This window comes from Azospirillum sp. A1-3 (genome assembly GCF_023806445.1).
Lineage (GTDB): Bacteria > Pseudomonadota > Alphaproteobacteria > Azospirillales > Azospirillaceae > Azospirillum.
Genome location: NZ_JAMSLU010000002.1, coordinates 36,193 through 50,052, shown reverse-complemented (window position 1 = coordinate 50,052; position 13,860 = coordinate 36,193). Strand labels below are relative to the sequence as shown.

Genomic DNA, 13,860 nt, shown 5'->3' with positions numbered 1-13,860 from the left:
AACCGACCTGCACGAGGAACCGTCCCGATGACCAGCCTCTATGCGCCAGCCGCCCCTTCCGCCGCCATTCCCCTGTTCACGCCGCTCGACGGCATCATCGGGGCGGAAACCGACAGACTCGACTTGTCCCGGCCGCTCGACGACGCGACGGTCGATGCGGTGCGGACGGCCTTCCGCGACCATCATCTGCTGGTAATCCGCAACCAGTCGCTGGACAAGGAGCGCATGTACCGCTTCGCCGAACTGTTCGGCCCCATCGAGGGCCACATGATCCGGCTGGCCGACGGGTCGAAGTGGGACGCGGTCCACACCATCACCAACCTGGATGCCGCCGGCAACCCGGTGGCCAAGCCCTTCATCAGCTCCAACTATTTCTGGCACACCGACAAGTCCTTCCTGCGCGAGCCGTCGCTGCTGACGATGCTGCAGGCGGTGGAACTGCCGCCCAACGGCGGCGACACCCAGTTCGCCGACATGACCGCCGCCTACGACGCGTTGCCGGAGGCCACGCGCCGGCGGATCGACGGGCTGAAGTCGGTGCAGAGCCTGGAGTTCATGCGCCGCTACACCGGCAGCGCCCCGCCGACCGAGGACGACATCGCCGCCGCTCCGCCCATCGCCCATCCGCTGGTCCGCACCCATCCCGAGACCGGGCGCAAGAGCCTCTACATCGGCATGTACAGCTCCCACATCGAAGGCATGCCGGAGGAGGAGGGGCGCACCCTGCTGGAGGAACTGCTGGAGCATGCGACGCAGGACCGCTTCGTCCACACCCACCGCTGGCGGCACGGTGACCTCGTCTTCTGGGACAACCGCTGCCTGCTGCACCGCGCCACCGCCAATTTCGAGATGGGCAAGCACCGCCGCGTGCTGATGCGCGTCGTGGTGAAAGGCTCCGTGCCGGAGTGACGGGTGCGGCATGCCCGGCAGCGGAAACCGGGCATGCCCCGCCTCACGGGATGGTGGCGCCGGGAGCCGTCGTTCGCCCGAGCGCAAGCGCTTCCTCGATCTGGCGGTTCTCCATCGCCGGAGCGATGGCCCGCATGTCCTGCCCGGTCATGCCGAGCCTCGTTCCGATTTGCCGCCACTCGGCGGAAATCGCATTGGCCATGCCAATGGCGATCTTGCGGGCATCGTCCTTGCTCGTCTGGAAATACGGAGCGGCCTCGATCAAGCGGGCCACGCTGAGGTCGTTGCCGTGGATCTCGGAGATGGCGGTTTTCAGGGTGCCCTCTTCCGGAACCGGGTTCACGTCGAACGCCGGAGAGAGGCTCCACTTGCCTCCGGGCGCGGCGAGGAAGCCGTGGTTCCGCAGATGGTCGTCGGTGTTCCGGATCAGGATGCTGAACATCACCCGCCGGAAGAGTTCGCGCATGTCGGTCCGTGGGGCTGCGCAGTGCGTAAGCATCCGCTGGGCCAGATCCACGTAGTTGCCCGGCTCGGCACCGCGCAGCCCCATGAAGGTCTGTGCCGAGATGAAGGGGACACGGGCGTGCGGCTGACCGGCTGCGCGGCCGGCAATGCGGTCGAAACGCCGGATGATCGCGACGGGGAAGCGCTGGCCGGTCGGCAGCACGTCGGCCGTGGACGCCTTGATGCCGACGCGCTCGGCCAGGCGGAGCGCCAGAACCTCGGCACGGGCGACAGCATACTCGTCGTCCATCTTCGCCAGCTTCACGATCCACAGAGCGCCATGCTCATCGCGGGCGTTCACCTTCGGCCTCGCGCCGCCGAGCGATCCGATGGCGGTCTTGAGCAGACCGCCGTGAAGCATCTTCGCCCGGCTCTCCCGGTAGTGGATGGGATCCGCCTCGAATGCCCGGGACTCGGCCACGATCTGCTCGAGGTCGAAAAGGCGCGGAATGGAGATCTCGCCCGCCTCCCTGGGGGCTGCGAGCGGCTTTCCGGCAGGGCCCGGCTTGTCGAAGTAGCGAAGCGCTCCGGAGCGGAGTTCGTCGTCGGCCTCCAACAGGTAGTCGAGTTCCGAGTCCACGCGGCCGCCCAGGGCCATCTTGATGATGGCGCGGCCCCAAGAATCCGGGGAACCATCGGCAATCGGGCCGGGAAGCGCGGAGGCGTTGCCCGTGCGCGCGTGGTAGAATGGAGCTACCTGGAGCGGCAGGTCGGGCGCGATGGCGAAGGCCCGCGGGTTGTCCAGCCACGAGGCGTGATAGGTGAATGCAGACGTTTCGCGGGCGCCCGTGCTCTCGTGGATGAACTCTCCTACCGGAACGGCATTCGTTCCGAGCCGGACGTCGATCTTGCGTGTCGTCATCTCACCAACCCTCCACCTCTCCGTTGGAGACGATGGGGCCGGTCGTGGCTTCATCGAGCTTCGACCCGTTTTTCTTCGCCCGAGGCTTCGAAACGCGGGTTGGCACGTCCTGGCGGAGCATCATCAAGGCAACGTCGTCTTTTGTCTGGTCGAGGAGGTTCGTAAGCAGATCCAGTCGGCCGAGCGCGTTGAGTGCCATCGCGAGCGTGTTGAGCGAGACGCCGGCATCGCCCTTCTCCAGCCGATGCAGGGTCGCTCGGGACACACCCATCGCCCGCGCGAAATCTTCGGCCGGAATGCGGCGGGACCGGCGTGCGAGAGAGATGTCCTGCCCGAGCTTCCCAATTGCCCGAGCCACCGTCGGATAGACCGGCGATCCTTTGATCCTGTGGGTTCCGTCTTCCGCTTTCATCGTCTTACACCTGATACGCAATTTGGTAATTATGTCTCATGTGCGAGACATTATACAGATCCGAGCGAAGCCTTGGGCCGCGCCAGTTTGCGTCTCATAGATAGTACGTTATTCCCAATTTGTGTAGCGTCTGCGATACATTATCAGATATCAGGACGACGCCATGACGCGGGTGCCCGGCCTCAGCTGGGGGCCGCTGCATGGGGTTCCGTTGCAAAGTTTGACGGTGGCTGCGGTGAGCCGCGGTATCGACACCGTTAGGCGGCGGCTCCGAACAGGTGGGCGATGAAGGTCGCCTGAGCGGGCATGTCGTTGACAGGCATGGCGGCAATCTGCCCCTTGCGGACCATCGCCAGGATCTCGTAGCCACCACCGCGATCCGGCGCGCGGGTGGCGGAACGTCCCTGTGTCATCCCTTGTGCCGACCCAGATCCACGATGCCGTCACGGTGGTCCTGCAGCAGATGACGCTGCACCTTCTGTGTCGCGGTCTTGGGGATTTCCGTCCTCGTCTCAACGAAGCGCGGGATCATGAAGGTGGGGATGCGGCTGGCCAGGAAGGCCGGAAGCTTTCGGGGGTCAAAGCCAGAACGGGGAACGATCACCGCCTTGATCTCTTCGCCGAGGATGTCGTCCGCCACGCCGACGACGGCGCAGTCCTGAACGGCCGGATGCTTCAGCAGGGCCATCTCGATTTCCACCGGGGCGATCATCTCCCCGGCGCGCCGGATCAGTTCCTTCATCCGGCCGTGGAAATGCAGGAAGCCGTCGGCGTCGATCATGCCGCGGTCGCAGGTGTGTAGCCACAGGTTCCGCGTCACAGCCCACTACCACCTGCGCACGCTAGTGGAGGCCTGCTTCAGCCGCTACAAACATGTCATCGGAACTCTTATAGGGTTTGACACCGACGACCGCCAGCAGACCGAGATTGGTGTCGCCGTTCTGTTCCAGAAGCCGCATACTCGTTCTTTTTTGTCTTCAATTTTTGGATGGGCCGCACTGCCGGCATCAGCTCTCGTCATTTCGGCGCAATGGCATCGTGGCGCATTCTTGCTAACCGGAGCGAGGTCGCATCATGGTTCAAGCCCCTTTCCAAATGGAGACAGCGGCCGAAACTGCGATCACATTCGGTGCCTTTCGCCTTCATTCAAACCGGCATCTCCTGTTCAAGGATAACAAGCCGGTCGTATTGGGTTCGCGCGCACTCGACATCTTGATTGCGTTGATAGAACGGGCCGGAAATTTGGTCACGAAGGACGAACTGGTCAAACGCGCGTGGCCGAACACAATTGTTGATGAGTCGAATCTCAGAGCGCAGATAGCTTTGCTTCGCAAGGCTCTTGGTGACACCGGGAGCTCAGCCAGTTTTATTGTGGCTGTTCCAGGTCGGGGCTACCGCTTCGTGGCGCCAATCTCATCCTCAATCTTTGCAGATGGAGCCGAAGCTGCGGGCATCCAGAACAACCTCCCACAATTGCTGAGACCACCTATCGGGCGAGATGAGGCCATAAAAGCCGTGCGAGGCCGTTTTCAACGTTATCGCCTCACAACCATCGTGGGACCAGGCGGCATCGGCAAGACCACACTTTGCGTCGCCGTCGCTCAGCAGCTGCTGCCGTCATATAAGGACGGCGTGTGCTTTCTCGATCTGGCTCCGCTGTCGAACGCTCAACTCGTGTCGAGTGTGCTGGCAGCCACACTCGGCCTTGCCATAAGTTCCAAGGATCCGCTTCCCGGCATCATCATGCACTTGCGTGAACGGCGGATTCTGCTTGTCTTCGACAGTTGCGAGTTGGTTGTCGATGCGACTGTGCAACTGGCAGAAGCGCTCCTCCGACAGGCCCCGGAAGTCCACATCCTTGCAACGAGTCGGGAAGGTTTGCGAGCGGAGGGCGAGAGCGTCTATCGATTGGCGCCCCTGGACCTGCCTCCGGTTTCTGCTGGACTGACCTCCAGGGAGGCACTGACCTTCTCGGCCGTGCAGCTCTTCGTCGAACATGCATCGTCTCGCGGCACCGGATTTGCGTTTGATGACAGTGAGGCGCCTCTCGTTGCTGATATTTGCCGTCAACTCGATGGCATCCCCTTGGCCATCGAACTGGCGGCAGGTCGGGTCGGAGCGTTTGGTACGCGAGGCGTAGCAAAACTACTGGACGATCGCTTCCGGCTGCTCGCTGGCGGCAGGCGTACCGCCCTGCCCAGGCATCAAACCCTGGAGGCCACGATCGACTGGAGTTACGAGGCGCTATCGGGTCCAGAGCAGACGCTCTTGCGCTGTGTTGGCGTATTCTCGGGTGATTTCACGCTCGACATGGTTGTTGCCATAATGACGGGGTTCAGTGATCTCGATACCAACATTCCTCTTCATCTTTCCAACCTGATCTCAAAATCTCTTGTCGCGGTCGATGCTCATCAGACAGTCGCAGAGTATAGATTGCTTGATACAACCCGTGCCTACGCGTTGGCCAAACTTTCGCAGCGCGGTGAACTCAATGAGGTCGTACTGCGAGTGGCTGACTATCTGTGCAGGGTCCTTAAACACTCGCATAGCGAAATTGAATCTATACCAGCTGGCGAATGGTTAAGTCGGTACAGCCACCATATCAACAATGTGCGTATGGTGCTGGACTGGGCCTATTCCCCCAAGGGCGATCCTGAAATTGGGCTTGCCATGACCGTGACCGCCATTCCGCTGTGGTATCAGCTTTCGTCGGTCGATGAATGTCTGAGCTGTGTTCAACGCGCACTGTCGAGTATCAACCCAGGACCAGACCGGGATGCGCAGGCACGCGAAGTCATGCAGCTTTACAGAGCGCTTGGTCTGTCTCAGGCTTTCAAGGTTGGCTTCGCTCTCCAGGCGCCGGCGGCCTTCGCCAAAGCTCTGGAAATTGCCGAAACCCTCGGCGATGTGGATGCTCAGTCGGAAGCGCTTTGGGGATTGTGGCTTTGCCAGATCGGGATGGGTGAGTACCGATCATCACTTGGCATCGCGCAACGATTTATGAAACTCGCGGGAAACAGCCTCGATCGCTTCATTGGTGATCGGATGATCAGCATGACGCTTTTCTGCATGGGAGATTGCAGGGGGGCTCGCACCCACGCGGATCGCATGCTTGCTCACGACACGTCCATCTCGGAAACCATTTCGACCAGTTCGGTTCGGTTTCGATTTGGGCAATCGGTGGCCGCCCGCGTTCAGCCTGCCCAACTCCTTTGGATACAGGGCTTTCCTGATCAGGCTATTTTGGCGGTGAAGAGTGCCGTCGACGCCGCACGTGCGTCGGGCCATGCGATTTCGCTGTGCGAAGCACTGGCACGGTGGGCATGCCCTGTCTGGATCCACGTCGGCGATCTGGCGGCTGCGGACGCCTCGATCACCAGCCTGTTGGACTTGGCGGCCACGAATTCGCTTGGTCCATGGGAGGTGTTCGGTCGTTGTTGGAGAGGCACACTTCTGATCAAGCAAGGTCATGTGGATCGCGGCATTCCACTTCTTCGCACGGCTCTGGAGGAGCTTGGAAAGGGAAGAATGTTCACGCTCTACAATGTTAGATTTCTCGGGTTCCTTGCCGAAGGTCTGGCGGCCGCGGGACAGAGCGCGGAAGGTTTCGCACTTGTCGACGCTGCCATCCGACAAAGCGAGGAAAAGGAAGAGCTTTGGTGCGTTGCCGAACTCTTGCGCGTGAAAGGTGAGATTCTGCTGCATGACGGCACAGGTTCTGCTTTGGCCGAGCAATGCTTCCTACAGTCGGTCAAATTCGCGCGACAGCAGGATGCTCTATCCTGGGAGCTCCGCACGGGCATGAGCATGTCTCGTTTGCTGTCTCAATGTGGAGAGATAACGAAAGCACATCGCTCTTTGATGAATTTATACCATCGCTTCACCGAAGGCTTCGAGACCGCCGATTTGAAAGATGCGAAGGCTCTTCTCCACAACTTTTCATAGTAATCGGTTGGGGGTTCACTCCTTCGCGTCCCAGCGTGGACACACCGGAATTCACAACGATTCACTGGCTACTCTTCGGCCTCTTGGGTCATCGTCTTCCAATGCCGATCATTCGGCAATGTGCGATTGAACCACTGTTGAGAGGAGCGAACATGACCAACGCTGTAATGGATGCGCTCGTCCTGCATGGGCCCAACGCACCCTTCACTCTTGCCAGCATCGCTCGCCCGGAACCCGTGGCAGGCCAGGTCTTGGTTCGTATAAAGGCGAGCAGCGTCAACCCGTTGGATCTCAAGATCAGAAGCGGCAGCGCGGCGCACGCGAAACAACCCTTTCCCGCGATCCTGGGAATGGACTTTGCCGGAACCATCGAGGCGCTCGGTGCAGGCGAGTGCGGTTTCGCCGTCGGAGACGATGTGTATGGACTGGCCGGCGGCGTGGGTGGCCTTCAAGGGTCGCTGGCACAGTTTGCCGCCGTTGATGCCAGCCTTTTGGCGCCGAAGCCATCCAATCTCGGCATGCGCGAGGCTGCCGCGCTCCCCCTTGTCTTCATCACGGCTTGGGAAGGTTTGGTCGACCGGGCCCAGGTCCAAGCCCGCCAGAAGGTGCTTGTTCTGGGTGCCGGAGGAGTTGGGCAGATGGCGATCCAGATCGCTTCGGCGTTTGGAGCCGAAGTCTTCGCTGTCGACACAGCTGCGAAGGGAGCAACCATCGAACAATTAGGCGCAACAGCAATCGACCGTGAGCGGACAACTGCTCAGGAGTATGTCGGCGATCACACCGGTGGTCTCGGTTTCGACGTCGTCTATGACACCGTAGGGGGCGCAGCACTTGACACCGCGTTCAACGTCGTTCGGCGTTTCGGTCATGTGGTGAGTTGCCTCGGGTGGAGCACACATTCACTTGCTCCCCTGTCATTCCGCGCCGCGACCTATTCGGGTGTCTTCACGCTTTTGCCGATGTTGACAGGCGAGGGTCGCGCACACCACGGCGACATCATGCGTGAGGCGACAAGGCTTGTTGAGGCGGGAAAGGTCGTGCCCTTCGTCGATCCTCGAAGCTTCAAACTCAACGCGGTCGCCGATGCTCATCGCGAGATCGAAAATCGCACAGCCGCGGGCAAGATCGTGATCGAGATCGCGGATTGAAATGCGACTCCTGCCACCCAGTGCCGCGATCGGTGTCATGCCATTCCCTGACCTGTAACTGATCGACGGCGTCTTTACACGACAACCCGGCCACCCAGGCCGAAGCCTTTCATGGCCGGATCGACATTTCCGGCACCCACTTGCCCGCGCAATCGGGCGGCACCCCGGCACTTTACCGGCGATCCACGCCGGATTGACAAGTGGCCTTCAATTCGAAGGTGCTCTTCAAGGCCCTCCGGCCGGCGACCGTCATCGCCGTTGATCCCGACTTGCTCGCGCTCCGACCTCGTAGACAAGTCCATGCGCGAAGCTCCCGTATTGCTGCTGGTCTTCATCACGGCATGGAAAGATGTCGCAGATCGCGAACAGGTCTGGGCTTCCATTTCGAGACCGTCGCGAAAGCAAAAAACGAAATCGAAAGACGCACTGTCAACGGCAAGATTGCCGTCGACGTCGCCGAATATTGAAGAATTGTCACCCCCCTGAAGAAAGGAAAGATGTCATGCCATTCGTCAATGTGAAACTGGTCGACGGCGTTTTCACGCCGGAAGAGAAACACGCCATGGCCAAAGCCCTGACCGATGTCATGGTGAAGTTCGAGGGCTCCGAGGCCTTCCGCGAGGTGGTGTGGGTCCTCATCGAGGAACTTCATACCGACGGCTGGCACATCGGCGGCAGGCCGTTCGAGGGGCCCAAGTCGTTGATGACGACTCTCTCGAAATCCAAGGACGTCGTTGAAATGATCGACGGCACGCCGACAACCCGCAAAGAGTGGGCCGCGGCAGCGCCAGTCTTGGGCTGACCACCTCGCACTCTCCAACACGGTGACCATGGAGAACCGCTCGACCTAAGTCGGGCGACTGACGGTGGAACCGTGCCCGCCCGACAGAGGGAAGAGACATGAATGCGAGAGAAGCGTTTTCAGCACCCGGTGCGACGAGACGGGATGTCTTGATTGGCACCGCCGCCGTCCTCGCCACGACGTTGCCTCTGGAGACCTTGGCCGCCACGGTGTCGTCGAACTCAACCAGAGCAACCACTGCAGATGGGAGTGAAACCATGAGCAGCATCAAAACGAAAGACGGTGCGCAGATCTTCTATAAGGACTGGGGCAGCGGGCAGCCGATCGTGTTCCATCACGGGTGGCCGCTGAGCAGCGACGACTGGGACAACCAGATGCTGTTCTTTCTCGGAAAGGGTTTCCGGGTCATTGCCCACGACCGCAGGGGCCATGGCCGTTCAAGTCAGACCTCGGGCGGCAACGACATGGACACGTACGCGGCCGATGTCGCCGCGCTCGCCGAAGCGCTCGACCTCCGCAATGCAATTCACATCGGCCATTCGACAGGCGGCGGGGAGGTCACCAGATACGTCGCCCGGCACGGCAAAGGCCGGGTCGCCAAAGCGGTTCTCATCTCCGCCATTCCACCCGTGATGGTCAAGTCCGCGAAAAATCCGGGAGGACTTCCCATCGAAGTCTTCGACGGCTACCGTGCGGCTCTGGCGGCCAACCGGGCGCAGCTCTACCTCGATATAGCAAGCGGCCCCTTCTACGGCTTCAACCGCCCCGGTGCGGCTGTCTCCGAAGGCACGATCCGCAACTGGTGGCGTCAGGGCATGATGGGCGGAGCGCACGCGCATTATGAGTGCATCAAGGTCTTCTCGGAGACCGATTTCACCGACGACCTGCGGATCATCGACATTCCGGTTTTGGTGATGCACGGCAGCGACGACCAAGTGGTGCCCATCGCGGACTCCGCCGAACTCTCGGTCAAGCTGCTCGAGAAGGGCAAGCTCAAGATCTACGACGGCTATCCGCACGGGATGTTCACCACCCACGCCGACGTCATTAACGCGGACATCCTGGCCTTCATCAACTCGTGACGGCCCGGGCAGGCCGATATGCCCGCCCTCAAGCTTCCACATCGGATTTGATAGCTGCCGGCTCAACTGAGACCGGCTGCGGAAAGGTATGTCGTGAAATCCGAACACATGCTCTCCCGCCGTGGATTCTGCCTTTGCTGCATGGGCGCAGCGGGTCTCGCCGCCACAGGGGGTTGGCTGAGTCCACGCGAGGCCTATGCCGAGGCGCGCGGCTTGGTGAGCCTCATCAAGGACAGCGCCGCCAAGTCCGTGATCGCCACCCACGAACTGAGGAACAACATCACCATCCTCGAAGGCTCCGGCGGCAACGTGGCGGTTTCGGGGGGCAAGGACGGCCTCGTCATGGTCGATGCCGGCATCAGCGTGTCGCGCGCCCAAATGACGAAAGCACTCTCCGCGCTCTCTCCGGACCCTGTGACCCATCTCATCAACACCCACTGGCACTTCGATCACGCGGACGGCAACGCGTGGATCGGTGCGGGTGGAGCCAAAATCATCGCACACGAGAACACCCGCAAGTACCTCTCTCAAGTGCAGCGGGTGGAGGACTGGGATTACAATTTCGTTCCGCTGGAACAGAGTGGAGTGCCGAAGCACGTCTTCGCCACGGAGCATTCGCTCAAGCTGAACGGCCAGTCGCTCGCCATGAAGCATTACGGTCCGGCGCACACCGACGGCGACATTTCAGTGATGTTCGGCGAGGCAGACGTCCTCCACGTTGGCGACACCTACTGGAACGGAATATATCCGTTTATCGACTATTCGACGGGGGGCAGCATCGATGGGATGATCGCCGCCTCGGATGCAAACCTCGCTGCGGCGACCAGCAACACGATCATCATTCCGGGCCACGGAAATCCGGTGAGCAACCGCGCTGAGCTGCAGGACTTCCGGGACATGCTCGTCGTCATCCGCGAGAATGTCGCCGTGCTGAAGCGCCAGGGACGCACGCGGGAAGAGGCGGTTGCGGCCAAACCGACGGCGGCTTTCGACGCCAAGTGGGGCAATTTCGTCATCGATCCGGGCTTCTTCACGCGGCTGGTCTATGCGGGCGTCTAGCACGCTCCTTCGGTCATCCGGTAATCCGGGCGCTCTCCTTCCCCCGGTTCCGGCGCGTCGACGGACCCCGATCTGCCGACCATCGAACCAACTTTGGAGATGACCATGTCCGAAACAAAAAGCGCTCTGCTCATCGATATTCCTGTCGAGCTGAAGGAGGTGAAGTCAGTCCACAGCATCGGCGGCCTCGAGTTCGAAGGCGACCTGCCGGCGTCGCTGTTCCATCTTCATTTGATCACCACGGACATTGCGAATTGGAAAGCGGCATCGGACGTGATCGTGGTCTTCCATACCAATGCGGGCCACGTCACGTTGAACGACGCCGCCTACAATGCTTCGCGCAATATCGCCACTGGCAATCCCTACAAAAAGCTGGTAGCCGACCTCATTGATGTCGGCGTCAAGGTCGAACTCTGCGGCGCGACCGCACAGGTGAACGGCTGGGGAAATGCCGATCTTCTCCCCAACATAAAGGTCAATCTCGATGCCATGGCTCGCACGATTCAGCTTGTGCAGCAGGGCTTCGTCAAGATCACGGAGTGACGATCGGTATCCCTGATACAGGCGCTACGATAGCGCCGAAGAGGCCGCCATGCTCCAATCGCCATTCGGATTTCATTCGACCGCATCGGAAGTCCTGAGAGGCGTCGACCTCCGGGGGACGACGATGATCGTCACCGGCGGAGCAAGCGGTATCGGAATCGAGACGACGGCGGCACTCGCCGCGGCCGGGGCATCTGTCGTCATCGCCGCTCGCCGCCCGAAAGCCGCTGAAGAAGTCGCAGCGGACATCCGGATCAGAACCGTCAATCCGGGCATCTCGGTCCGCCAATTGGACCTCGCGGACCTCCGCTCCGTCGGGCATTTTGTCGACAACTGGGAAGGCCCCATTCACGCGCTCGTCAACAACGCGGGCATCATGGCGCTGCCGGACCTGCAGCGCTCTCCCCAAGGATGGGAGATGCAGTTCGCGACCAACTTTCTGGGGCATTTCGCCTTAACCCTCGGCCTCCGTCGCTCCCTCGCCCAAGCCCAAGGCGCACGCGTCGTGTCCGTGAGCTCCAGTGGGAGCCTGTTCGGCCCGATTTTCTGGGACGACCCGCATTTCCGCTTCATCCCCTACGATCCGCTCCTCGCGTATGCGCAGTCGAAGACGGCATGCACACTTCTGTCGGTGGGCATCAAGGATCGATGGGCCGATGACGGGATCGTGTCGAACGCGCTCAATCCGGGAGCCATCGCGACCAACCTCCAGCGTCACACAGGCGGGCTCCGTACGCCCGAGCACCTTCGTAAGACCCCCGAGGAAGGCGCGGCGACGTCGGTGCTCCTCGCGGCTTCGCCGTTGATCAAGGGAGCGAACGGACGCTATTTCGAAAATTGTGTCGAGGCTCAAATCGTGCCTGGTCGCCCCCAGTCGGTGTTGGAGGGCGTCGCTGCATATGCGCTCGACAGCGCGAACGCTCAAAAGCTCTGGGAGATGGGCCTCGGACTTTTGGAAAAATGCAAATGACGTTATCCCGGAATTAGGATTCATCGGTCTCGGCAACCAAGGGCCTTCCACGGCGAGAAATTATCGCGCAGGGGAATGTGCTTCATCTCTAAGCTACTCACCCGCCATCCGTCGAACGTCTGGAGAACACTTGCGACGAATCCGCCGTGGGGTTCCCAGACGCGCGGGCACGGAGGCGCGCAGCCTCACGACGTTCGCCGAGTGCCGCTGAGGCACCTGCGTTCGACGTGAGGAAGTCATCTGCACCATCGCACCGGAATCGAACGAGTGTCCGATAGCGAGATGAACGGGACATGGTCAATGGAGGACCGTCTCGTCTTCCCGCCAACCGACGATACACGGTCGGCCCACTGCACAGCTACGGGCTCCACCGCGAAGCCTGGGAATTCACGGATGGGCCGTCGCGGGTTGGCAAGCTTGAACTTCGCCGCGCCATTCTGGAAATCACGTCAAGGGAGCGCGCCCAATGACCCATGCACCGATCAGAGTTGGCATCATCGGCGTTCACCCCGACCGCGGTTGGGCCTCGACCGCCCATGTGCCTGCGTTGAGGGACCTGCCGCAGTTCCGACTCTCTGCCCTGAGCCACAGCCGGATCGAAACCGCGAGGGCGTCGGCTGAAAAGTTTGGTTTCGAACACGCGGTGTCATCGACCGACGAACTTGTGAACCATCCTGATGTCGACTTGGTGGTCGTGACCGTGAGGGTGCCGGAACACCGTGGTCTCGTGACCGCGGCGCTTCAAGCAGGAAAGTCGGTGTTTTCCGAATGGCCACTCGGCATGAACCTTCGGGACGCCGAGATGATGAACTCGCTCGCCGGCGAAAAAGGCGTCTCGGCGATGATTGGCCTTCAAACCCGTGCTAACCCGACCCTCCGGCACATGCGCAACCTGATCAAACAGGGTTATCTCGGCGAGGTGCTCTCGGCGTCCGTCATCGGGTCGGGTATCACCTGGGGGGAGGAACTCGAGGTGGCTTTTCGCTACACCTTGGACCCGGCCAAGGGCGCGAGCATGCTGCATGTGCCGTTCGCCCATACGATCGACGCCTTGTTGTTCGTGCTCGGCGAGGACTTCCACAGTGTGTCCGGGACGCTGATTCGTCGCCGTCAGACGATAAGGATCATCGGGAGCAAGGAAGTCGTCCCGCTCGACGTCGCGGATCAGATAGCTTTCATCGGCAAGCTCACGTCCGGCGGCTTGGTGACGAGCCATTTCCGCGGCGGGTTGTCGCGCGCAACCAATTTCCATGTGGAGATCAACGGCACTAAGGGCGACCTGTTGCTGACGAGCCCCGTTGGCTACATAGGTCTGGGCGGATTCAAGCTCATGGGTGCACAAGCGGACGAGACCCTTCACCCGATCTCCATACCCGAAGGCTTCGGTGCCGACGACAATGTTCTGACGGGCAATGTGAGGAGGCTCTACCAACTGATCGCTTCCGACATGACGTCCGGTACCTCTCAAAGTCCAACGTTCGGAGATGCCGTCAAACTGCATCGGTTGATCGACGCGATCGAGCAAAGCGGCGGGGTGGCACGCTATGTCTGAATTGACGCGGGTGCCGTGGATGTATGTGCCCGTTGGACCTGTGGTCCTGCAGGTCCGGGGGATTCACACCGA

Annotated in this window: 14 protein-coding genes; 10 read left to right on the top strand and 4 right to left on the bottom strand. The window is 61.0% G+C overall.

The features are described 5' to 3' along the window. Nucleotides 1-27: 27 nt before the first annotated feature. Nucleotides 28-909 carry a TauD/TfdA dioxygenase family protein gene (locus M5E06_RS13525; protein ID WP_252138603.1) on the top strand — a complete coding sequence of 294 codons (882 nt, stop codon included), beginning with the start codon at nt 28-30 and terminating at the stop codon, nt 907-909. A gap of 43 nt (nt 910-952) precedes the next feature. Here M5E06_RS13525 and M5E06_RS13520 read toward each other — a convergent pair whose 3' ends face one another. The 4 genes from M5E06_RS13520 to M5E06_RS13505 all read right to left on the bottom strand — a co-directional run bounded on the left by M5E06_RS13520 (nt 953) and on the right by M5E06_RS13505 (nt 3,507). Further along, the gene (locus tag M5E06_RS13520) at nt 953-2,275 is read right to left on the bottom strand and encodes a type II toxin-antitoxin system HipA family toxin (protein WP_252138602.1); all 1,323 of its coding nucleotides are present in this window, start codon (nt 2,273-2,275) and stop codon (nt 953-955) included. Between the two features lies 1 nt (nt 2,276). Next, entirely contained in the window at nt 2,277-2,687 is a 411-nt protein-coding gene (locus tag M5E06_RS13515) for a helix-turn-helix domain-containing protein (protein ID WP_252138601.1), read from the bottom strand. Between the two features lie 257 nt (nt 2,688-2,944). Beyond that, entirely contained in the window at nt 2,945-3,100 is a 156-nt protein-coding gene (locus tag M5E06_RS13510) for a hypothetical protein (RefSeq protein ID WP_252138600.1), read from the bottom strand. Beyond that, nucleotides 3,097-3,507: a class I adenylate-forming enzyme family protein gene (locus M5E06_RS13505; RefSeq protein WP_252138599.1), complete on the bottom strand. Its 411-nt coding sequence runs from the start codon at nt 3,505-3,507 to the stop codon at nt 3,097-3,099. The genes M5E06_RS13510 and M5E06_RS13505 overlap by 4 nt, the downstream gene beginning before the upstream one ends. 254 nt (nt 3,508-3,761) lie before the next feature. Between M5E06_RS13505 and M5E06_RS13500 the strand changes: the two genes are divergently transcribed. From M5E06_RS13500 to M5E06_RS13460, 9 genes are all read left to right on the top strand, one after another. Next, complete coding sequence (locus M5E06_RS13500) at nt 3,762-6,632, top strand: ATP-binding protein (protein WP_252138598.1); 2,871 nt, start codon at nt 3,762-3,764, stop codon at nt 6,630-6,632. 152 nt (nt 6,633-6,784) lie between these two features. Then, nucleotides 6,785-7,780, top strand: a complete 996-nt coding sequence (locus tag M5E06_RS13495) for a zinc-dependent alcohol dehydrogenase family protein (protein WP_252138597.1) — start codon at nt 6,785-6,787, stop codon at nt 7,778-7,780. 200 nt (nt 7,781-7,980) lie between these two features. Continuing rightward, nucleotides 7,981-8,247, top strand: a complete 267-nt coding sequence (locus M5E06_RS13490; protein ID WP_252138596.1) for a hypothetical protein — start codon at nt 7,981-7,983, stop codon at nt 8,245-8,247. A gap of 35 nt (nt 8,248-8,282) precedes the next feature. Beyond that, nucleotides 8,283-8,582, top strand: a complete 300-nt coding sequence (locus M5E06_RS13485; protein ID WP_149272682.1) for a tautomerase family protein — start codon at nt 8,283-8,285, stop codon at nt 8,580-8,582. Nucleotides 8,583-8,839: 257 nt separating this feature from the next. Continuing rightward, nucleotides 8,840-9,664: an alpha/beta fold hydrolase gene (locus M5E06_RS13480; protein WP_252138595.1), complete on the top strand. Its 825-nt coding sequence runs from the start codon at nt 8,840-8,842 to the stop codon at nt 9,662-9,664. Nucleotides 9,665-9,757: 93 nt separating this feature from the next. Continuing rightward, nucleotides 9,758-10,723, top strand: coding sequence for an MBL fold metallo-hydrolase (locus M5E06_RS13475; protein ID WP_252138594.1), 966 nt, complete (start codon nt 9,758-9,760; stop codon nt 10,721-10,723). 105 nt (nt 10,724-10,828) lie between these two features. Further along, complete coding sequence (locus M5E06_RS13470; protein ID WP_252138593.1) at nt 10,829-11,266, top strand: DsrE family protein; 438 nt, start codon at nt 10,829-10,831, stop codon at nt 11,264-11,266. A gap of 124 nt (nt 11,267-11,390) precedes the next feature. Further along, nucleotides 11,391-12,236, top strand: a complete 846-nt coding sequence (locus tag M5E06_RS13465; protein ID WP_252138592.1) for an SDR family NAD(P)-dependent oxidoreductase — start codon at nt 11,391-11,393, stop codon at nt 12,234-12,236. A 466-nt stretch (nt 12,237-12,702) separates the two neighbouring features. Further along, nucleotides 12,703-13,788, top strand: coding sequence for a Gfo/Idh/MocA family protein (locus M5E06_RS13460; protein WP_252138591.1), 1,086 nt, complete (start codon nt 12,703-12,705; stop codon nt 13,786-13,788). Nucleotides 13,789-13,860 lie beyond the last annotated feature (72 nt).